Below are 18,662 nucleotides of genomic sequence, written 5' to 3' on the forward strand. Positions count from 1 at the left end.
CCGTGCGCCGCCGTGCCCGCGAGGCGGGCGTCGACCTGCGCCAGGTGCGCGGCAGCGGACCCGCCGGCCGTATCGGGCACGACGATCTCGACGCTTTCCTGAACGCCGGACCGCAGGCAGCCCGTCCGACCGGCGGCCGCGCGCCGCGCACCGAGGTCGAGACCGTCAAGGTGATCGGCCTGCGTCGGCGAATCGCCCAGAAGATGGCCGAGTCCAAGCGGCGGGCCGCTCACTTCTCCTATGTCGAGGAGATCGACGTCACGGCGCTGGAGGAACTGCGCGCCCGGCTGAACGGCGAGAATGCCGAGCGGCCGCGACTCACCCTGATGCCCTTCCTGATGCAGGCTCTCGTCAGGGCGGTCGCCGACTTCCCGCAGATGAACGCGCTCTACGACGACGATGCGGAAATCATCGAGCGCCACGCCGGGGTGCATATCGGCATCGCCACCCAGACCCCGTCGGGGCTGATGGTGCCGGTGGTGCGCCACTGCGAGGCGCGCGGCCTGTGGGACTGCGCCGCCGAGGTGCGGCGGCTGGCCGACGCGGCGCGCGACGGCCAGGCCACGCGCGAGGAGCTCTCCGGCTCGACCATCACCATCACCAGCCTCGGCCCGCTGGGCGGCATCGTCACCACGCCGGTCCTGAACCGGCCGGAAGTGGCGATCGTCGGCGTCAACCGCCAGGTCGTGCGGCCCGTCTGGCAGGGGGCGGAATTCGTGCCGCGCACGATGATGAACCTCAGCTCGTCGTTCGACCATCGCGTGGTCGACGGCTACGACGCCGCCCGCTTCGTGCAGCGTATCCGGGGCCTGCTCGAGGCGCCCGCCACGATCTTCATCGAGGGATGACATGGCCGACCTGAACGCCAAGCTGGTGATCGTGGGCGGCGGGCCCGGCGGCTATGTCTGCGCCATCCGCGCCGGACAGCTCGGTCTCGACACCGTGCTCGTCGAGCAGGGCGGCCGCGACGGCGGGCTGGGCGGCACCTGCCTCAACGTCGGCTGCATCCCGTCCAAGGCGCTGATCCATGCCGCCGACGCCTACCACCAGGCCGTCGAGCAGGCGCACGCGTCGCCGTTCGGGCTGCGGGTCGAGCGGCCGAGCATCGACTTCGCGCGCACCATCGAGTGGAAGGATTCGGTTGTCGGCCGCCTGACCGGCGGCGTCGGTGCTCTTCTGAAGCGCCATCGCGTGCGCATCCTTCACGGCCATGCGACGCTCGAGGACGGCAAGACGGTAAAGGTCGATACCGACACCGGCGTGCAGACCGTCCGGGCGGAGCATCTCGTGCTGGCCACGGGCTCGGTGCCGGCGGCGCTGCCCGGCCTGCCGTTCGGCGGCCCGGTGATCTCCTCGACCGAGGCGCTGTCGCTGCCATCGATCCCCGACCGCCTCGCCGTCGTCGGGGCCGGTTACATCGGGCTGGAGCTCGGCATGGCCTACGCCAAGCTCGGCGCCAGGGTGACGGTGGTCGAGACGCTGGACCGGATCTTGCCGGCCTACGACGCGGAGCTCGTGCGTCCCGTGGCGCGCCGCCTCAAGGCGCTGGGCGTAGAGGTCCTGACGGGCGCCCGCGCGGCCGGGCTCGCCGAGAATGGCGAATCGCTGCTCGTCGATGGCGAGGGCGTCCCGCGCCGCCGCGTGCCGGCCAATCATGTGCTGGTGGCGACGGGCCGGCGCGCGCGCCTCGACGGATTCGGGCTCGACCGGCTCGACCTTACGATGGTCGGGCGCTTCGTGCAGGTCGACGAGCGCTGCGCCACCTCGATGCGCAACGTCTGGGCGGTGGGCGACCTCACCGGCGAGCCCATGCTCGCCCACCGCGCCATGGCGCAGGGCGTGGTCGTGGCCGAGTGCATCGCGGGCCAGCCCAGCGCGTTCGACGCCACCGCCATCCCGGCCGTCTGCTTCACCGATCCCGAGATCGTCACCGTCGGCCTGTCGCCCGACGCCGCGCGCGAGGCCGGTCGCGAGGTCGTGACGGCGCTCTTTCCGCTGCAGGCCAACGGGCGCGCGCTGTCGATGGGCGCCGAGGAAGGCTTCGTGCGCGTGACGGCGCGGGCCGACAACCACCTCGTGCTGGGCATCGCCGCCGTCGGTGCCGGCGTCGCCGAGCTGGCGGGCGAGTTCGGCCTGGCGCTGTCGATGGGCGCCCGGCTGGAGGATATCGGCGGCACCATCCATGCCCATCCGACCCTGGGCGAGGCCTTCCACGAGGCCAGCCTGCGCGGCCTCGGCGAGGCGCTGCACATCTGACCGGCCGCGCGGTCAGGCGGCAGCAGGGGGCTCGACCGTGACCTGCGAGATGATCCAGGCCGAGTACCAGCGCAGCATCCAGGGTATGGGGATGATCAGCACGCAGACGAGGACGAGCACCAGCGTGCGCCACAGGATCGCCAGGCCCGAGGCGGCGAACTCGAAGCGGGCGGTGCCGGCGACATTGCCGAGGATCCAGCGCGCCAGGCCCTTCACGACCCAAGCCCAGCCGATGATCGTGACGAAGGAGACCAGCAGGAGGAGATGCCAGCCGAGATAGGGCCAGAAGCCGCCGCGGAAGGCGAGGCGCAGCGCGCCGTCGTCCGTCGTGACGTGGACCCACAGCCACTTCAGCACCGCGAAGCTGAGCGCCCAGGTGGCGATCATCCAGAGGACGCCGATCTCCCGGGGGAAGCCCGCGCGCTCGGCGGCGGCGTGCAGCCAGGGCAGGGCGGCGATGCCGACGAGCACGGGCCAGATGTCGCCGGGACGGCCGGTGAAGACGAGGCGCCGCCCGTCCGGCAAGGACGCGTGCTCGGCGAGGAAGCGGTAGAGGATGGTCGCCGTCCACGGCGCCGGCACGATCAGGGCGTTGCCGATTCCGGCCAGGAGAATGCGCCCGAAGAAGCCCCAGACCGGCAGGTCGGGCCGCAGGCCGTTGCCGGCAATGCTCATTCTTCTCCCCCGCGCAGTGGCGAGGGCAAGAGTACCAAATTCCCGGACGGGGTGTTCAGGCGGGATCGTCGGCCGCGGGATAGAGACCCTGGAGGACGGATTCGAAATGGTCCTTCACGGACTCGTTGCAGAGACAGGCCCGTGCCCTGAGTGCGTCGAAGTTGCGGATCAGCAGCGCGCCGCGGCCGGTCTCCAGGATCCGCTCTGCCTTCATCGTCTGGATGACCCGGCTGGTGTAGCTGCGGCCCACGCCCAGCATGCCGGCCAGCTCTTCCTGCGTGATCGGGACCTTGTGGTCGCCGGTGCGTTCGACGGACGCGAGAATCCACTTGGCGGTGCGCTGCTCGATGGAATGGATGGCGTTGCAGGCGGCCGACTGGAAGATCTGGGCCAGCAGGCAGTCGGCGTAGCGCGCGAACAGGAGCCGCAGGCTCGTCGACTGCTCCTTGGCGTCGTTGAGGACGCTCACCGGCATCTGCATGAAGGTGCCGGGATACTTGATCCAGATCTTGCAGTAGGCCGGAAGCCGGCCGAGGCTCACCAGTCCGCCGATCGCGCCTTCTCGGCCGACCAGCGCAGTTTCGACGTCGCGGCCGTCCTCATTGACGACGAGATAGGACACCAGCGCCGGTCCGCACGGGAAGAGGACCAACTCGACATTGTCACCGGGATTGTAGACGAGATCGCCGGCGGCGCGCGAAACCCCCGCGAGGCGAGGGGCCAGCAGATCATAGTCGGCCGGCTGCAGCCGGCGCAGAAGGTTGTTCTGAGGCCGGTCATCGGCCGCCGGCGACGGTTGAGTGCTTCTGAGTTCGAAAACCGACATGGCCGACGGACATACAAGGATATGACCGCGCGACTATGTTCACAAGTGGACAGAGCGGGCAAGCAGATCCTGCTAGGGTCCTGCCGGCTGCGGCGCCAACGCTGTCAAAGGTAGTGTCGCATGGCCGTCAGAACGTCGTTCATCCCGACAGGCTTCTGCAGGAAGGGGATCGCCGCCAACTCGGCCGGAACGGCGTGGGGACTGGTGCCCGAAACGAAAATGAGCGGAATCCGTTGTTCCTGGAGCTTTGCAGCGAAGGGATACGAGCGACCATCTGCCACTTCGACGTCGAGCAGCGCGCAGTCCACCCGCGACCCGGCCAGCTGGCCGGCTTCGGCGACGCTGGTGGCGATGCACGCCGTGCATCCCTCGAAAGCGTCTTCGATGGAGGAGGCCATCACGGTCGCGACCAGAGGATCATCTTCCAGAATGAGAACTATTCTTGCCATGACAGCGCAATGTTCCGCGCGGCCGAAAGTTCCCCGCCGGCTTTCCGCCGGTGAGTGACGTCCGCGCGACCCCGAAAGGGGCTACTGCGGAGCTGGCCGGCAATGCCACTATTGGCCGGATGAGCAGTCCCCAGCCGGGCGCCCGCGCACCGGCGCAACCCCAATCGCTGCGCGATCTGCTCCGTCGATCCACGGCCGATCTCCACGCGGCGCTCGATCTGGGCCTTTCGCCCCTGTTCGATGAGGGCGAGCGCGGCTACCGGTCGTTTCTCGCCAGTTCGGCCCGGGCCCTCCTGCCGCTCGAGGCTGCCCTCGAGGCCGGTGGCATCGACCGTGTCCTGCCGGACTGGCCGGCCCGCTCGCGGCGCGCCTGCCTGCTCGAGGATCTGGCGGCGCTCGGAATCCCGACGGAGGATGGTCCGGCCGGCCCCGGTCGGATCGAGGGCGAGGCCGCGCTGCTGGGCACGGCCTACGTGCTCGAAGGTTCCCGCCTCGGCGCGCGCCAACTGGTCCGCCTGGTTTTGGCCCATCGCCGGCCGGGCGGCGCCGGAACGCGCTATCTGAGCCACGGGGCCGATCGTCCCCTCTGGCGGAGCTTCCTCGAGATCCTCGAACGCTCCCTCCCGGCACGCCGTGAGCCCCAGCGCACGGTTGCCGCGGCACGCGCGGCCTTCGGGCTGTTCCAGGCCGCCTTCGTCGTCGGCCGCTGAGCAGTTCCCGGGCATCCACCCATGAATTCCGCGCTGCCTGAGCAGACCGACCTTACCAATTGCGACCGCGAGCCGATTCATCTGCTCGGCGCCATCCAGCCGTTCGGCTTCCTGCTGGCAGTCTCGCGGGCCGAATGGGTGGTGCAGCGCGCCTCCGCCAATGCCGCCGACTGGCTGGGGGCGGCCGGCACCTCGCTGATCGGCCAGCCCCTTCTTTCCATCTTCAGCCCCGAGACCGTGCACCTGATCCGCGGGCACCTGCAGACCGCGATCATGGCCAACACCCGGGCCCGCATCTTCGGGGTGGAGCTGCGGCCGCGGCTGACCTGCGACCTCGCGGTCCATCTGGTCGACGACCTGGTGGTGATCGAGGGTGAACGGTCGGACGACGAGCCCTCCTTCAACGCCGCCGCCACCATCACCGGCATGATGGCGGGCCTCGCCCAGGCCGACAGCGACCGCGTCTTCTACCGCATGGCCGCCCGCAACATGCGGGCCCTGACCGGCTTCGACCGGGTGATGATCTACCGCTTCGACCAGGACGGGTCGGGCGAGGTCATCGCGGAGTCCGCCAATGCCGGCCTCGAATCCTATCTAGGCCTTCATTACCCGGCTTCCGACATTCCCCGGCAGGCGCGCGCCCTCTACGAGCGCAACTGGCTGCGCATCATCCCCGACATCAATGCCGAGACCTCGCCGGTCGAGCCGACGCTCGACGCCGAGGGGCGCCCGATCGACCTGTCGATGAGCATCCTGCGCAGCGTCTCGACGATCCACATCGAGTATCTGCGCAACATGGGCGTGCAGGCCTCGATGTCGGTGTCGATCCTGCGCCAGGGCCGCCTGTGGGGCCTGTTCGCCTGCCACCACTATGCGACGCACCATGTCGGCTTCGCGCGGCGGACCGCCTCCGAGCTGTTCGGCCAGATGTTCTCGCTGATGATGGAGAGCCGCGAGCGGGAGAGCGAATCGGCCTACGAGGCGCGGGCCCAGCGGCTTCACCAGCGCCTGATCGCCGCGATGGCGAGCGAGGCCTCGCGGTTCGAGAGCATCGTCGCGCAACTCGATGGCATCGCCGATCTCCTGACCTGCGACGGTGTCGGCCTGTGGACCGACGGCCAGGCGACCTTGAAGGACCGGACGCCCTCCGCGCCGCAGTTCGCCGAGCTGGTCGCCCATCTCGACACGAAGGACATCACGGAGGTCTACGCCCAGCACGACATCGGCGCCGAGTTCGAGCCGGCCCGGGCCTATGCCGACCGCGCGGCCGGCATGCTCGTGGTGCCGCTGTCGCGACCGGCGCGCGACTACCTGGTCTTCTTCCGCGAGGAGGCGGCGCGCTACGTCAACTGGGCGGGAGACCCCGCCAAGCCGGTGAAGGTGGGGCCGCTCGGCGACCGGCTGACGCCGCGCAAGAGCTTCGAACTCTGGAAGCAGGCGGTCCGCGGCCAGTCGCTGCCGTGGAAGCCGGTGGAGGTCAGGATCGCCGAGAATCTCCGGGTCAGCCTGCTCGAGGTGATCCTCAGCCTGACCAGCCAGACGGCGATCGAGCGCAAGCGAGCGCAGGAGCGCCAGGAACTGCTGATCGCCGAGCTGAACCATCGGGTCCGCAACATCCTCGGCCTGATCCGCGGGGTGCTGAGCCAGAGCCGTGACACGACCGACAATGTCGAGGCCTTCACCAAGGTGGTCGGCGGTCGCGTCCAGGCCCTGGCCCGGGCGCACGACCAGGTGACCGCCGAGCACTGGGGGCCGGCCCGCTTCAAGGCCCTCGTGATGGCGGAAGCCGGTGCCTATCTCGGCCAGAACGCCAGCCGGGTCGAGGTCGAGGGGCCCGATGCGCTGATCGAGCCCCAGGCCTTCACGACCGTTGCGCTGATCATGCACGAGATGGTGACCAACTCGGCCAAGTACGGCGCGCTCAGCGACAACCGCGGCCGCGTTGGCATCGCGACGCACTTCGATGCGGCGGGCCGCTACTGGATCGTCTGGCGCGAGGAGGGGGGGCCGCCGGTCAAGCCGCCGACCCGGCACGGTTTCGGCAGCGTCGTGATCGAACGGTCGATGGTGCACGACCTGCAGGGCGAAGCGCGCGTGGAGTTCGCCCCGGCAGGCGTGCAGGCGGAGTTCGTCGTGCCCGCTTCATTCGTCTCGGTGCCGAAGGAGGCGCCGGCGGGCGAGCGGCCGACGCGGGCGGAGGTGGCGCGGCCCCCGCACGCCGTGCCGGCCGATGTGCTGGTCGTCGAGGACAACATGATCATCGCGCTCGATACGGAAGGCATGATCCGCGGCCTCGGCGTGGCGTCGGTTCGGGTGGCGAGCAGCCGCATGGCAGCCCTGAGCCTGGTTCAGGAGCGCCGGCCCGACTTCGCCTTCCTCGACGTCAACCTCGGGGCGGAGACGAGCTTCGAGGTCGCCGAGGAGCTGCTGCGCCGGGGCGTCCCTTTTGCCTTCACGTCGGGCTACGGCGAGCAGGCGGCCTTTCCTCCCGAGATGTCCGGGATCCCGAGGGTCACGAAGCCGTACACGTCCGAATCGCTGCGCGAGCATCTTGCCGCAGGCGATCGGGATCCGCTCCACCAGCCGGCCGGATAAGCGGCGAAATCCGGGACTTGGTAGAGCGCTCCTGCTGGAATCGCACGCTTCGGCGGTATTCCAGTGCAATTAGCAGAGGCTCGCACGACACCTGAACCGAACGAGATCGTTTCCCCCAACGCCCATCCGAGGCGACCAGGCGTTCGTATGAAACTCGGTGGCGTTGAGGAACAACGGAGGAAGAGGGTGAACGGGGACTTGGCGCTGGCGCGGTTCGTCGAGGATCTTTCGGAGCTGGCGATCGTGATGCTCGACCGCAATGGCGTGATCGACGACTGGAACGCGGGAGCTCAGCTGCTGTTCGGTTTCCCGCTCGAGGAGGTCGAGGGTCGCCACCTGGCGATCATCTGCCGCGACGGTGCCGAGCGCCTGATCGACGACGCCCTCATCTGGGGACAGCATCAGTCGACCTGTACGCTGGTCGCGAAATCGGGCGCCCATTTCGAGGCGAACGTCATGCTGAAGCCGGTGCGTGACGCGCACAACCGGCACATCGGTTTCGGCCTGATCGCATTCGGGCCTCAGGAGATCGTGTTCCGGCAGGAACCCCAGGCGGCCGGCCTCGTGCCGGCGCATGGCGCCAAGATCCTGCTGGTCGACGACGACGACGGCGTCCGCGTCGAGATCGAGGAGCAGCTGCGCGACATGGGTCACGAGGTGGTCGCGGCGTCGAGCGGCGAGGAAGCGTTGAAGGCGCTGGAGCGCGCCGGCGACTTCGACGTCCTGTTCACGGACGTCGTCATGCCGAGCGGCATCGGTGGACGCGACCTCGCCGACCGGGCGCGCCAGGTCCGGCCGTCGCTCAAGGTCCTGTTCCTGTCCGGCTATCTGCAGAACGCGCTGCAGGACCGCGGCGACCTCGATGCCGGCGCGATCTGCCTCGCCAAGCCCTACCGTCGGGCCGAGCTCTCCCAGGCGCTGGACAATCTCCTGTTGGCGGGGGCCTGACGGACCCAGCATGGCGAAAGACCGGTCGCGCAAGGCGGCACCGCGCAAGCGCACCGCCAGCGCGTCGCGGCGTCCGTCGTCGCATGTCCAGGACGCCGCCCTCATCAAGTTCCTCACCGAGAACGTGCCGGACTACGCCGTCATCCTGCTCGATCTCGACGGCCGGATCCTGACGTGGAACGCCGGCGCCGAGCTCATCAAGGGCTATGCCGCGCGGGAGATCATCGGCCAGAACTTTGCCCGCTTCTACCCGCCCGAGGACATCGCATCGGGCCGGCCCCAGAAGCTGCTCGACCTGGCGCGCCGCAATGGGCGCCACGAGGAGACCGGACGGCGCGTTCGCAAGGACGGCTCGATCTTCTGGGCCAATGTCGTGATCGTGCCCCGGTTCGACAGCAGGAAGCGCCACATCGGCTACGGCAAGCTGACCCGCGACGTCACCGCCCAGGTCGAGGCGGCGGCCACCGAGCGCCGGCTGCACCAGTTCGTCGACGTCATCCGCGAGACGATGATCGACGGGCTGATCGTCATCGATTCCAGCGGCATCATCCGGGTATTCAATCCCGCGGCCGAGCAGATCTTCGGCTACTCCGCCAGCGAAGTGGTGGGCGAGAACCTCCGCATGCTGATGCCCATGCCGGTCCGCGGGAGGCACGACGGCTATCTCAGGCGCTATGGCGAGACCGGCATCCGCAGCGTCATCGGCACCGCCCGCGAGGTCACGGCGCAGCGCAAGGACGGCACGACGCTGCCGGTGAGCATCGCCGTCGGCGAGGCGAAGTTCGACGACGAGACGATCTTCGTGGGCGTGGTGCACGACCTGACCCGCCAGAAGGCGGTGGAAGGCGACCTGCGCCAGGCCCAGAGGCTGGACGCGATCGGCAAGCTCACGGGCGGCATCGCGCACGACTTCAACAACATCCTCATGGTGATCATGTCGAACGTCGAGGCGCTGCTCGAGGGCCGTGCGACCGAGCCCGTGCTGCAGCGGCGCCTGGGCCGCATCTCGCAGGCCGCGGAGCGGGCCGCCGAACTCACCGGACGTCTCCTCGCCTTCGCCCGCAAGCAGCCCCTGAAGCCGCAGCCGGTGGACGTCAACGAGGTCGTGCTCCAGACGTCACGGCTGCTGGAGCGCACGCTCGGCGAGCATGTCGAGCTCGAGACGAATCTCGACGGCGCGCTGTGGATCGTCGGCGTCGACCGGACCCAGCTCGAATCGGCGCTCGTGAACCTGTGCATCAATGCTCGCGACGCCATGCCCGAAGGCGGGCGTCTGGTGATCGAGACGCGCAACGCCGTGGTCGGGCCCACCGACGAGTCCACGGTTCCTCCCGGCGCCTACGTGATTCTGGCGGTGCGCGACAACGGGCTGGGCATCGCGGCGGACGTCATCGAGCATGTCTTCGAACCCTTCTTCACCACGAAGGGAGCCGGCAAGGGCACGGGGCTCGGGCTCAGCATGGTCTACGGCTTCATGAAGCAGTCGGACGGTCATGTGACGATCCGCAGCGAGGTCGGCCGGGGCACCGAGGTGCGCCTGTACCTGCCGCGAGACCAGGGGTCTGCGGTCGCCTCGGCGCTGCGGCCGCAGACGGCGGTGGAAGGTGGCAGCGAGCGCATCCTGGTGGTCGAGGACGACGATCATGTCCGCGAAGGCGTCGTGGCCCAGCTCGAGAGCCTCGGCTACGCGCCCACCGAGGCGGGCAGCGGCGCCGAAGGCCTCGATCGGCTCAAGGCCGGCGAGCCGTTCGATCTGCTCCTGACCGACGTGGTGATGCCCGGCGCCATCAACGGCCATGCGCTCGCGAAGGCGGCGGCCGAGGTGGCTCCCGAGCTGCGCATCGTGTTCATGTCGGGCTACACCGAGGACACGATGGTCCACCAGGGGCGGCTCGATCCCGGCGTCCGCCTCTTGCGCAAGCCATTCCACAAGGAGGATCTGGCGCGCATGGTGCGCGGCGCGCTCGACGAGGCCGACGGAAACCCGGGCCTTTCCTCCGAGAGCCCGGGTTCCGGCCCGAGCGCCTGACGTCCGGCGACGCGGCGTTCAGCGGCTTTCGGCCTGCTCCGCCGCCTTGATGCGCTCGAGCAGCGCTCGGTCGCGCGTTTCCCGGACGAGCCGAGCATGGAGCGGCGCCAGTGCCTGCGCGAAGCCCGCCCGGTCGACGTCCTCGACGACTTGGCCACCACTCGCTTCGAGGGTCTGGCGGACGCCCGCCTCGAACTCCTCCCAGAGGCTGCGGAAGTAGGGGACCGAGTCGCGGGCCGCCTGGCGGATCAGGTCCTGGTCGGCGGGCGGCAGCCTGTCCCAGACCGGCTTCGAGAAGACCAGGACGGCGGGAGGACGGGTGTGCTCCGTCAGGCTGTAGACCTTGGCCACGAGATGGTGGCGCGACGTCACGTAGGAGGCGAGGTTGTTCTCGGCCGCATCGATCGTGCCGGCCGCCAGGGCGGCGTTCACCTGGTTGTAGGGCATGGGGATGGGCTGCGCGCCCAGGGCCTTCATGACCTGGGCCATCGCGCTCGACTGCTGGACGCGGACCCGCAGTCCCGCGAGGTCCTTCACGCTGCGGATGGGCCGGTCCCTGGTGTAGATCGACCGCGCGCCCGGATCGTAGAAGCAGAGCGCGACCAGGCCGTGGTCATTGAAGGACGCGAGGATCTCGGCGCCCACCGGACCGTCGAGGACCCGTCGCATGGCCGTTCGCGACGGCACCAGGAAGGGCAGGGCGGGCACGACCGTGGTCGGGACGAGGGAATGCAGTGCCGCGACGTTGAGGCGGGCCATGTCCAGGTCGCCGGTGCGGAGCTGGGCGATGGTGAAGCTCTCGGAATCCTGGTCGCCATGGCCGAGCGAGCCGATCTTCAGGCGGCTATTGCTGCGCTGGCGCAGCAGCTGGTCCATGTAGGCCACGGCCTTGACGGTCGGATAGTCTGCCGCTTCGACATCCGACGAGCGGAGGTCCCGGGCGGAGGCGACGGATGCCTGCCAGCCGACGGCGGCGATCAACAGGAGAAGAAGACGCTTCATGGCAGTCCCTGCTCGTCCATGGTCACGGCCTTCGGCTCAGCAACCGATCTCCCCATGGGCGAGGCTACAGGAGCCGGTCGAAGTTTCAACCGGCTTGCGGGCAACTGCTGCCCGGGCGAATCGATCCGTGCGGCCACGCAGGCACTACGCCGGCAGGGGCCCCGCGGATGCGTCCGCGGGAACTGACTTTGACGTGATCGGGAGCGCCGCCGCCTACCTCAGGCTGGCGTTGATCCTGTCGAGCGCCGCCGAACCCGGGCAGAGGTCCGGCGTGTTCAGCGTGTTGAGCGGCGCCGCCACCGTGTTGAGGTGGTGGTGCAGGTCCTTCGGGGTCGGGTCGAGATAGAGCAGTCCGGTGATCACCTCGCCGGCCGCCAGCCCTTCCTGGACGCGCTTCATGGCGGCGACCTTGTCGGACGGGTCGTACTCCTCGCCGAGCTTGCGCAGGCGCAGCCACGACCCGTCGTGCTGCTGCACGGTGGTGAGGGTTCCCGGCTCGTACTGGGTCGTGATCTCCTCGCGGCCCTCGATGAAGTCGATGCGGTTCAGCGCCTCGTTGTGCTCGCGCACATAGTCGTAGCTCTTGGTCGAGCCGGCATGGTTGTTGAAGGCCACGCAGGGGCTGATGACGTCGAGGAAGGCGGCGCCCTGGTGCTCCATCGCCGCCTTGATCAGCGGCACGAGCTGGTGCTTGTCGCCCGAGAAGGAGCGGCCGACGAAGGTAGCGCCCATCAGGATGGCGAGCGACACCATGTCGATCGACTCGTCGGAATTGGCCACGCCCTTCTTGCTGATCGAGCCCTTGTCGGCGGTCGCCGAGAACTGGCCCTTGGTCAGGCCGTACACGCCGTTGTTCATGACGATGTAGGTCATGTTCACGCCGCGGCGCATGACGTGGGCGAACTGGCCGAGGCCGATCGAGGCGGAGTCGCCGTCGCCCGAGACGCCCATGTAGATCAGGTCGCGGTTGGCGAGGCTGGCGCCGGTCATCACCGACGGCATGCGGCCGTGCACGGTGTTGAAGCCGTGGCTGGCGCCCACGAAATAGGTCGGCGCCTTCGACGAGCAGCCGATGCCCGACAGCTTGGCGACGCGATGGGGCTGGATGTCGAGCTCGTAGCAGGCCTGGATGATGGCGGCGCTGATCGAATCGTGGCCGCAGCCGGCGCACAGGGTCGAGACCGCGCCCTCGTAGTCGCGGCGGGTGTAGCCGGCCTTGTTCCTGACCAGCGACGGATGGTGGAGCTTGGGCTTGGCGATATAGGTCATGACGCCGCCTTCTCGAAGGGAATCACCTTGGACTTGCCGATCTTCGCGGCGATGTCGGCCGCGATGAAGCGCGCCGTGATCGGCGTGCCGTCGTAGTGCAGGACAGGTACGAGCTTGCGCGCGTCGAGCGTGAACTCGTTCATGATCATCGAGCGCAGTTGCCCGTCGCGGTTCTGCTCGACCACGAACACCGTCTCGTGCTCGTGGATGAAGTCCTCGACCGCCTGGGCGAAGGGGAAGGCGCGCACGCGCAGCGCGTTGACGTGGTTGCCGTCGGCCTCGAGATGGTCCAGCGCCTCGGCCATGGCCGGGCTGGTCGAGCCGAAGTAGATCACCCCGTGGCGCGTCGCCTTGGGCGAGGAGTAGCGCAGCGGCTGCGGCGCGATCCGTCGTGCCGTGTCGAACTTCTTCTGCAGCCGCTCCATGTTGCGCACGTAGACGGCGCCTTCCTCGGAGTAGCGCGCGTACTCGTCCTTGGTCGTCCCGCGGGTGAAGTACGAGCCCTTGGTCGGATGGGTGCCGGGGTAGGTGCGGAACGGGACGCCGTCGCCGTCGACGTCGAGATAGCGGCCGAAGTTCTTGCCGGCCTCCAGCTCCTCGGCGGTCATCACCTTGCCGCGGTCGTAGACCCGGCTCTCGTCCCATTCGAACGGCTGGCACAGCCGGTGGTTCATGCCGATGTCGAGGTCGGTCATGACGAACACCGGCGTCTGCAGCCGGTCGGCGAGGTCGAGCGCGCCGGCCGTGAAGTCGAAGCACTCCCGCGGATCCTCGGGGAACAGCAGCACGTGCTTGGTGTCGCCGTTGGAGGCGTAGGCGCAGGACAGCAGGTCGGACTGCTGCGTGCGGGTCGGCATGCCGGTCGACGGCCCGCCGCGCTGCACGTTCACGATCACCGCCGGGACCTCGGCGAAGTAAGCCAGGCCGATGAACTCGGTCATCAGCGAGATGCCCGGGCCCGACGTCGCCGTGAAGGCGCGCGCGCCGTTCCAGCCGGCGCCGATGACCATGCCGATCGAGGCGAGCTCGTCCTCGGCCTGGACGATGGCGTAGCGGGCCTTGCCGGTCTCCTTGTCGTGGCGCAGCCGCTTGCAGTGCGCCATGAAGCCTTCGGCGAGCGAGGAGGAGGGGGTGATCGGGTACCAGGCGCAGACCGTGGCGCCGCCGTACACGGCGCCCAGCGCCGCGGCGTTGTTGCCCTCGACGAAGATGCGGTTGCCGACATTGTCGGCCCGCCGCACCTTGAGCTTCACCAGGTCGGGATCGAGATGCTGGGTCGCCCAGTCGCGGCCGAGGTTGAGCGCCTTGACGTTGGAATCGAGCAGCTTCTCCTTGCCCTTGAACTGCTCGCCGAAGAGCTTCTTGATCTCCTCGGGATCGATGTCGAGCAGGATCGACAGCGCGCCGACATAGATGATGTTCTTGAACAGCTGGCGCTGGCGGGCGTCGGTGTAGGTCGCGTTCGTGATCGCCGTCAGCGGCACGCCGATGATGTTGATGTCCTCGCGGAACATCGACGAGGGCATCGGCTTGGTGCTGTCGTAGAACAGGTAGCCGCCCGGCGTGATCTCCTTCACGTCCTCGGCCCAGGTCTGCGGGTTCATCGCGACCATCATGTCGACGCCGCCGCGCCGGCCGAGCCAGCCGCGCTCGGTGACGCGCACCTCGTACCAGGTCGGCAGGCCCTGGATGTTCGACGGGAAGATGTTGCGCGGGCTGACGGGCACGCCCATGCGCAGGATCGACCGGGCGAACAGCTCGTTGGCCGAAGCCGAGCCGGAGCCGTTGACGTTGGCGAACTTGACGACGAAGTCGTTAACGGCAGCTAGTGCTTGCGGCATGCGTGCCCCGCGTGAGTCATCTCGATGTAGTACTTGCGCATGTCCCACGCGCCGGTCGGGCAGCGCTCGGCGCACAGCCCGCAGTGAAGGCAGACGTCCTCGTCCTTGACCATGATGCGGCCGGTCTTGAGGTCGTTGCCGATATAGAGGTCCTGGGTCGGGTTCACGGCCGGCGCGTTGAGCCGGTGCCGGACGTCCTTCTCGTCACCGTTCTCGGTGAAGGTGATGCAGTCCATCGGGCAGATGTCGACGCAGGCGTCGCACTCGATGCACAGGTTGCCGGTGAACACCGTCTGCACGTCGCAGTTCAGGCAGCGCTGCGCCTCCTCGAAGGCGAGCTTGGGATCGAAGCCCAGCTCGACCTCGGCCATGATGTCCTTCAGCGCCTCCTGCTTGGCGCGATGCGGCACCTTGAACCGATGGTCGTTGGTCGGAGCGTTGTCGTAGCTCCACTCGTGGATGCCCATCTTCTGGCTGACGATGTTGACGCCCGGGGCGGGGCGGTCGCCCGGATCCTCGCCGGACAGCATCTTGTGGATCGAGATCGCCGCCTCGTGGCCGTGCGCGGCGGCCCAGATGATGTTCTTCGGCCCGAAGGCGGCGTCGCCGCCGAAGAACACCTTGGGCTGGGTGCTCTGGAAGGTCGCCTCGTCGAGGCGGGGCAGGCCCCACTTGTCGAACTCGACGCCGGCGTCCTTCTCGATCCAGGGGAACGCGTTCTCCTGGCCGATCGCCACCAGCACGTCGTCGCACGGATAATGCTCGTCGGGCTCGCCGGACGGGACCAGCGAGCGCCGGCCCTTGGCGTCGTACTCCGCCTTCACCTTCTGGAAGAGCACGCCGGTCAGCTTGCCGTTCTCGTGCGTGACTTCCTTCGGGACCAGCATGTTGAGGATCGGGATATCCTCGCCCATCGCGTCTTCCTTCTCCCAGGGAGACGCCTTCATCTCGTCGAAGCCGGAACGGACGATCACCTTGACGTCCTCGCCGCCCAGCCGGCGGGCGGTGCGGCAGCAGTCCATCGCGGTGTTGCCGCCGCCCAGCACGATCACGCGGCGGCCGACCTTCGTGGTGTGGCCGAACGAGACCGACGACAGCCAGTCGAGGCCGATATGGATGTTGGCCGCGGCTTCGTTGCGGCCCGGCACGTCGAGGTCGCGGCCGCGCGGCGCGCCCGAGCCGACGAACACCGCGTCGTAGCCTTCGGCCAGCACCGCCTTCATCGAGTCCACCTTCTGGTGGCGGAAGGCGATGTTGCCGATCCCGGTGATGTAGCCGACTTCCTCGTCGATCACCGATTCGGGCAGGCGGAAATGCGGGATCTGGGTGCGGATGAAACCGCCGAGCTTGGGATCCTGGTCGTAGATCACAATCTCGTAGCCCAGCACCGCGAGGTCGCGCGCCACCGTGAGCGACGCGGGACCGCCGCCGATGCAGGCGACGCGCTTGCCGTTGCGGGCCGGCGCCTTGGGCATCGCGGCCCGGATGCCGTCGTCGTCCTTGTAGTCGGCGGCGACGCGCTTCAGCCGGCAGATCGCGACCGGCTCCTTCTTGCCCTTGACCAGCGTCTCGTCCTCGACGCGGCTGCGCCGGCACGCGGGTTCGCACGGCCGATCGCATGTGCGGCCCAGGATCCCGGGGAAGACGTTGGACTTCCAGTTGATCATGTACGCGTCGGAATAGCGACCGTGCGCGATCAGACGGATGTACTCGGGAACCGGGGTGTGGGCAGGACAGGCCCACTGGCAATCGACGACCTTGTGAAAGTAGTCGGGGTTCTTGATGTCGGTCGGCTTCAACAGCAACTCCAGGCGGCGGCGGCCATCACCAAATGAGCAGCGAGGTCCCGGTAAATGACAATTCAGATTACCTCAAAAGGGTCGCGCATTCAGGAGATTCGCACTCGGAACGTCAAGAACCTGTTGGCCTCGCGCGCGGATTTGAACGATCTAATCCCTACGTCATCAAGGGCTTTGACCTGTCCCGCCGCTACCGGAGCGAAACGTGCGCGGCGAGGTCGCCGTCGCGCGGCGGAACATGGCGCTGAACGCGCTGATGCTGTCGTAGCCGAGATCGAGGGCCACCCGCGTCACCGGCTCGCCGGCGCCCAGCCGGCCCATCGCCTCAAGGAGGCGCGCCTGCTGGCGCCACGCCCCGAAGCTGAGGCCGGTCTCGCTGCGGAACAGCCGGGCCAGGGTGCGCTCGCTGACGCACGCGTCGCGGGCCCAGTCGGCCAGCCCTCGGCGGTCGCCCGGCTCGTCGAGGATCGCCCGGCAGACCGCCATCACCCGGGGATCGCCGGGCAGGGGCAGGTCGAGGGGCAGGGACTGCAGGCCATGCAGTTCCGAGAGCAGCAGGGCCACGAGATGGCCGGCCGGCCCGGCCTCGTCATAGTCCAGTGGCAGCTCGGTCGCGCGCACGATCAGCTCGCGCAGGAGCGGCGATACCGGGAGCACATGGCAGGTCCGCGGCATGGCCAAGGCGGCATCCTCGCGCAGGTAGAGCGTGCGCATGGTGACGTCGCTGAGCATCCGGATCGAATGCTCGATGCCGGGCGGCATCCACAGCGCGCGCTGGGGCGGCACCATCCAGAGGCTGCCCGCCGCCGAGACCCGCATCGCGCCAGCCGGCGCATAGATGAGCTGGGCGCGCAGATGCCTATGCGGCGCGATCGTGAAGCCGCGGGCGAAGTCCTTGGGCATGGCGGCGATGGCCCGCGGCACCCTCTGGTAATCCCCAGGATCGGTCGATCTTCCGCGACGTTGGCCGGTTTGCGACATTCCTTGGCAGTTTGCCGTGAGACAGACAAAACGGAAAGGCCTTCAATACGTTTGTCCCTTCGCCAGGCAAGAAAATGTCCCACACCAGCCCGTCGTCCATCCTGCTCAACATCGGCCATGCCATGGATCACTGGATCCTGGTGGTGTTCGCCTACAGCTGGGGCGTCATCGCCGGCGCCTGGGGCGTGGAATGGACCGAGCTCACCCCCTTCAACTACGGGGCGCTCTTCATGTTCGGCGCCGGCTCGATCGTCAGCGGCCGGCTGGGCGACCATTGGGGCCGCTGGATCATGATGGTGATTTTCTTCACGGGCATGGGCGTGTCGGCCCTGGTGATCGCGCTCTGCACCAACAAATGGCAGATCGGCGCGGCGCTGACCCTGATGGGCGCCTTCGCCTCGATCTACCATCCGGTCGGCATCCCGATGCTGGTCCAGAAGGCGAAGAACCCGGGCTTCACGATCGGGCTCAACGGCCTGGCCGGCAACATGGGCATCGCGATCGCCGCCGGCGTCTCGGTCTATATCGGGCAGCGCTTCGGCTGGCAGATGGCCTTCGTGATCCCGGGCGTGATCTGCCTCATTTCCGCGGTCGCCTTCGTGCTGCTGGTGCCGCGCGAGGAGGAGGCCCCGGCCAAGCGCAAGGCCAAGATGAACGACCTGCCGCCGTCGATCATGGCGCGCGTCTTCGGGATCATGACCTTCACCGCGGTGACGGGAAGCATCATCTTCAACTTCACGACCAACGGGAACGGCGAGCTGCTGCGCGATCGCGTGAAGGGCGCGGTCGAGGATCCGGCCGAGCTCGCCACCATGCTGTTCGTCATCTTCGCCCTGGCCTCGCTGGCCCAGCTCGTGGTCGGCAAGCTGATCGACCGGTTTCCGCTCAAGACGATCTACATCCCGATCGTCCTGCTGCAGGTGCCGCTGTTCCTGATCGCCTCCCAGGTCGAGGACTGGGCGCTGTTCATCACCGCCATCGGCTTCATGCTGCTGGTGTTCGGGGCCATCCCCTTCACCGACGCGATGATCGTGAAGTACATCGACGACCGCATGCGCAGCCGTGTCACCGGCGCGCGGCTCGCCATCGGCTTCGGCGTCAGCTCCTTCGTCGTGGCCCTGATCGGCCCGACCGTGAAGGCGGCGGGCTTCCCGGTGGTGCTGATGGTGCTGGCCGGCGTGGCCTTCCTGTCCTTCTGCGCCCTGTCGCTGCTGCCAAGCGAGCACGAGACCGGCAAGGCGCATCTCAAGCCGGCGGAGTAGGGCGGCCCTTCCGCCGCGTA

At 68.4% G+C, this 18,662-nt stretch carries 15 protein-coding genes; 7 read left to right on the forward strand and 8 right to left on the reverse strand.

Annotation, left to right across the window (positions count from 1 at the left end; genetic code table 11):
• Positions 1-2 precede the first annotated feature (2 nt).
• Both ACO073_RS12455 and lpdA read left to right on the forward strand, forming a co-directional pair.
• On the forward strand, positions 3-848 hold the full coding sequence (locus ACO073_RS12455) for a dihydrolipoamide acetyltransferase family protein (RefSeq protein WP_421997739.1): 846 nt from the start codon (positions 3-5) through the stop codon (positions 846-848).
• A gap of 1 nt (position 849) precedes the next feature.
• Positions 850-2,256 (forward strand): dihydrolipoyl dehydrogenase, encoded by a 1,407-nt coding sequence (gene lpdA, locus ACO073_RS12460; protein ID WP_421997740.1) that lies wholly within the window; start codon positions 850-852, stop codon positions 2,254-2,256.
• Between the two features lie 12 nt (positions 2,257-2,268).
• Here lpdA and ACO073_RS12465 read toward each other — a convergent pair whose 3' ends face one another.
• The 3 genes from ACO073_RS12465 to ACO073_RS12475 form a co-directional block, all read right to left on the reverse strand.
• A complete protein-coding gene (locus ACO073_RS12465) occupies positions 2,269-2,931 on the reverse strand; it encodes a hypothetical protein (RefSeq protein WP_421997741.1) in 663 nt (220 codons plus the stop codon).
• Positions 2,932-2,986: 55 nt separating this feature from the next.
• On the reverse strand, positions 2,987-3,757 hold the full coding sequence (locus ACO073_RS12470) for a Crp/Fnr family transcriptional regulator (protein ID WP_421997743.1): 771 nt from the start codon (positions 3,755-3,757) through the stop codon (positions 2,987-2,989).
• Between the two features lie 104 nt (positions 3,758-3,861).
• The gene (locus ACO073_RS12475; RefSeq protein ID WP_421997744.1) at positions 3,862-4,206 is read right to left on the reverse strand and encodes a response regulator; all 345 of its coding nucleotides are present in this window, start codon (positions 4,204-4,206) and stop codon (positions 3,862-3,864) included.
• Between the two features lie 119 nt (positions 4,207-4,325).
• Here ACO073_RS12475 and ACO073_RS12480 point away from each other — a divergent pair, with 119 nt between their 5' ends.
• The 4 genes from ACO073_RS12480 (at position 4,326) to ACO073_RS12495 (ending at position 10,488) form a co-directional block, all read left to right on the forward strand.
• Positions 4,326-4,916, forward strand: a complete 591-nt coding sequence (locus ACO073_RS12480) for a biliverdin-producing heme oxygenase (protein WP_421997746.1) — start codon at positions 4,326-4,328, stop codon at positions 4,914-4,916.
• Between the two features lie 21 nt (positions 4,917-4,937).
• Entirely contained in the window at positions 4,938-7,511 is a 2,574-nt protein-coding gene (locus ACO073_RS12485; RefSeq protein ID WP_421997747.1) for an HWE histidine kinase domain-containing protein, read from the forward strand.
• A 186-nt stretch (positions 7,512-7,697) separates the two neighbouring features.
• Positions 7,698-8,459 carry a response regulator gene (locus tag ACO073_RS12490; protein WP_421997749.1) on the forward strand — a complete coding sequence of 254 codons (762 nt, stop codon included), beginning with the start codon at positions 7,698-7,700 and terminating at the stop codon, positions 8,457-8,459.
• 10 nt (positions 8,460-8,469) lie between these two features.
• Positions 8,470-10,488, forward strand: a complete 2,019-nt coding sequence (locus tag ACO073_RS12495; protein ID WP_421997750.1) for a PAS domain S-box protein — start codon at positions 8,470-8,472, stop codon at positions 10,486-10,488.
• An 18-nt stretch (positions 10,489-10,506) separates the two neighbouring features.
• Here ACO073_RS12495 and ACO073_RS12500 read toward each other — a convergent pair whose 3' ends face one another.
• The 5 genes from ACO073_RS12500 to ACO073_RS12520 form a co-directional block, all read right to left on the reverse strand.
• Positions 10,507-11,490 carry a TRAP transporter substrate-binding protein gene (locus ACO073_RS12500; RefSeq protein WP_421997751.1) on the reverse strand — a complete coding sequence of 328 codons (984 nt, stop codon included), beginning with the start codon at positions 11,488-11,490 and terminating at the stop codon, positions 10,507-10,509.
• Between the two features lie 213 nt (positions 11,491-11,703).
• Positions 11,704-12,759 (reverse strand): 2-oxoacid:ferredoxin oxidoreductase subunit beta, encoded by a 1,056-nt coding sequence (locus ACO073_RS12505; protein WP_421997753.1) that lies wholly within the window; start codon positions 12,757-12,759, stop codon positions 11,704-11,706.
• Positions 12,756-14,600 (reverse strand): 2-oxoacid:acceptor oxidoreductase subunit alpha, encoded by a 1,845-nt coding sequence (locus tag ACO073_RS12510; protein ID WP_421997754.1) that lies wholly within the window; start codon positions 14,598-14,600, stop codon positions 12,756-12,758. The genes ACO073_RS12505 and ACO073_RS12510 overlap by 4 nt, the downstream gene beginning before the upstream one ends.
• Positions 14,585-16,399 (reverse strand): FAD-dependent oxidoreductase, encoded by a 1,815-nt coding sequence (locus ACO073_RS12515; RefSeq protein ID WP_421997756.1) that lies wholly within the window; start codon positions 16,397-16,399, stop codon positions 14,585-14,587. The genes ACO073_RS12510 and ACO073_RS12515 overlap by 16 nt, the downstream gene beginning before the upstream one ends.
• Positions 16,400-16,564: 165 nt before the next feature.
• The gene (locus ACO073_RS12520) at positions 16,565-17,323 is read right to left on the reverse strand and encodes an AraC family transcriptional regulator (RefSeq protein WP_421997757.1); all 759 of its coding nucleotides are present in this window, start codon (positions 17,321-17,323) and stop codon (positions 16,565-16,567) included.
• A gap of 131 nt (positions 17,324-17,454) precedes the next feature.
• Here ACO073_RS12520 and ACO073_RS12525 point away from each other — a divergent pair, with 131 nt between their 5' ends.
• Positions 17,455-18,642 carry an MFS transporter gene (locus ACO073_RS12525; protein ID WP_421997758.1) on the forward strand — a complete coding sequence of 396 codons (1,188 nt, stop codon included), beginning with the start codon at positions 17,455-17,457 and terminating at the stop codon, positions 18,640-18,642.
• Positions 18,643-18,662: the final 20 nt, after the last annotated feature.

The sequence above is a fragment of the Reyranella sp. genome (assembly GCF_965229815.1).
In the GTDB taxonomy this organism is placed as follows: domain Bacteria; phylum Pseudomonadota; class Alphaproteobacteria; order Reyranellales; family Reyranellaceae; genus Reyranella.

What these genes read in the sequence shown, in the direction of transcription:
- ACO073_RS12465 (WP_421997741.1), bottom strand. Translation starts at nt 2,931, where the DNA reads ATGAGCATTGCCGGCAACGGCCTGCGGCCCGACCTGCCGGTCTGGGGC.
- ACO073_RS12480 (WP_421997746.1), top strand. Translation starts at nt 4,326, where the DNA reads ATGAGCAGTCCCCAGCCGGGCGCCCGCGCACCGGCGCAACCCCAATCG.
- ACO073_RS12505 (WP_421997753.1), bottom strand. Translation starts at nt 12,759, where the DNA reads ATGACCTATATCGCCAAGCCCAAGCTCCACCATCCGTCGCTGGTCAGG.
- ACO073_RS12495 (WP_421997750.1), top strand. Translation starts at nt 8,470, where the DNA reads ATGGCGAAAGACCGGTCGCGCAAGGCGGCACCGCGCAAGCGCACCGCC.
- ACO073_RS12470 (WP_421997743.1), bottom strand. Translation starts at nt 3,757, where the DNA reads ATGTCGGTTTTCGAACTCAGAAGCACTCAACCGTCGCCGGCGGCCGAT.
- lpdA (WP_421997740.1), top strand. Translation starts at nt 850, where the DNA reads ATGGCCGACCTGAACGCCAAGCTGGTGATCGTGGGCGGCGGGCCCGGC.
- ACO073_RS12500 (WP_421997751.1), bottom strand. Translation starts at nt 11,490, where the DNA reads ATGAAGCGTCTTCTTCTCCTGTTGATCGCCGCCGTCGGCTGGCAGGCA.
- ACO073_RS12475 (WP_421997744.1), bottom strand. Translation starts at nt 4,206, where the DNA reads ATGGCAAGAATAGTTCTCATTCTGGAAGATGATCCTCTGGTCGCGACC.
- ACO073_RS12525 (WP_421997758.1), top strand. Translation starts at nt 17,455, where the DNA reads ATGTCCCACACCAGCCCGTCGTCCATCCTGCTCAACATCGGCCATGCC.
- ACO073_RS12510 (WP_421997754.1), bottom strand. Translation starts at nt 14,600, where the DNA reads ATGCCGCAAGCACTAGCTGCCGTTAACGACTTCGTCGTCAAGTTCGCC.
- ACO073_RS12485 (WP_421997747.1), top strand. Translation starts at nt 4,938, where the DNA reads ATGAATTCCGCGCTGCCTGAGCAGACCGACCTTACCAATTGCGACCGC.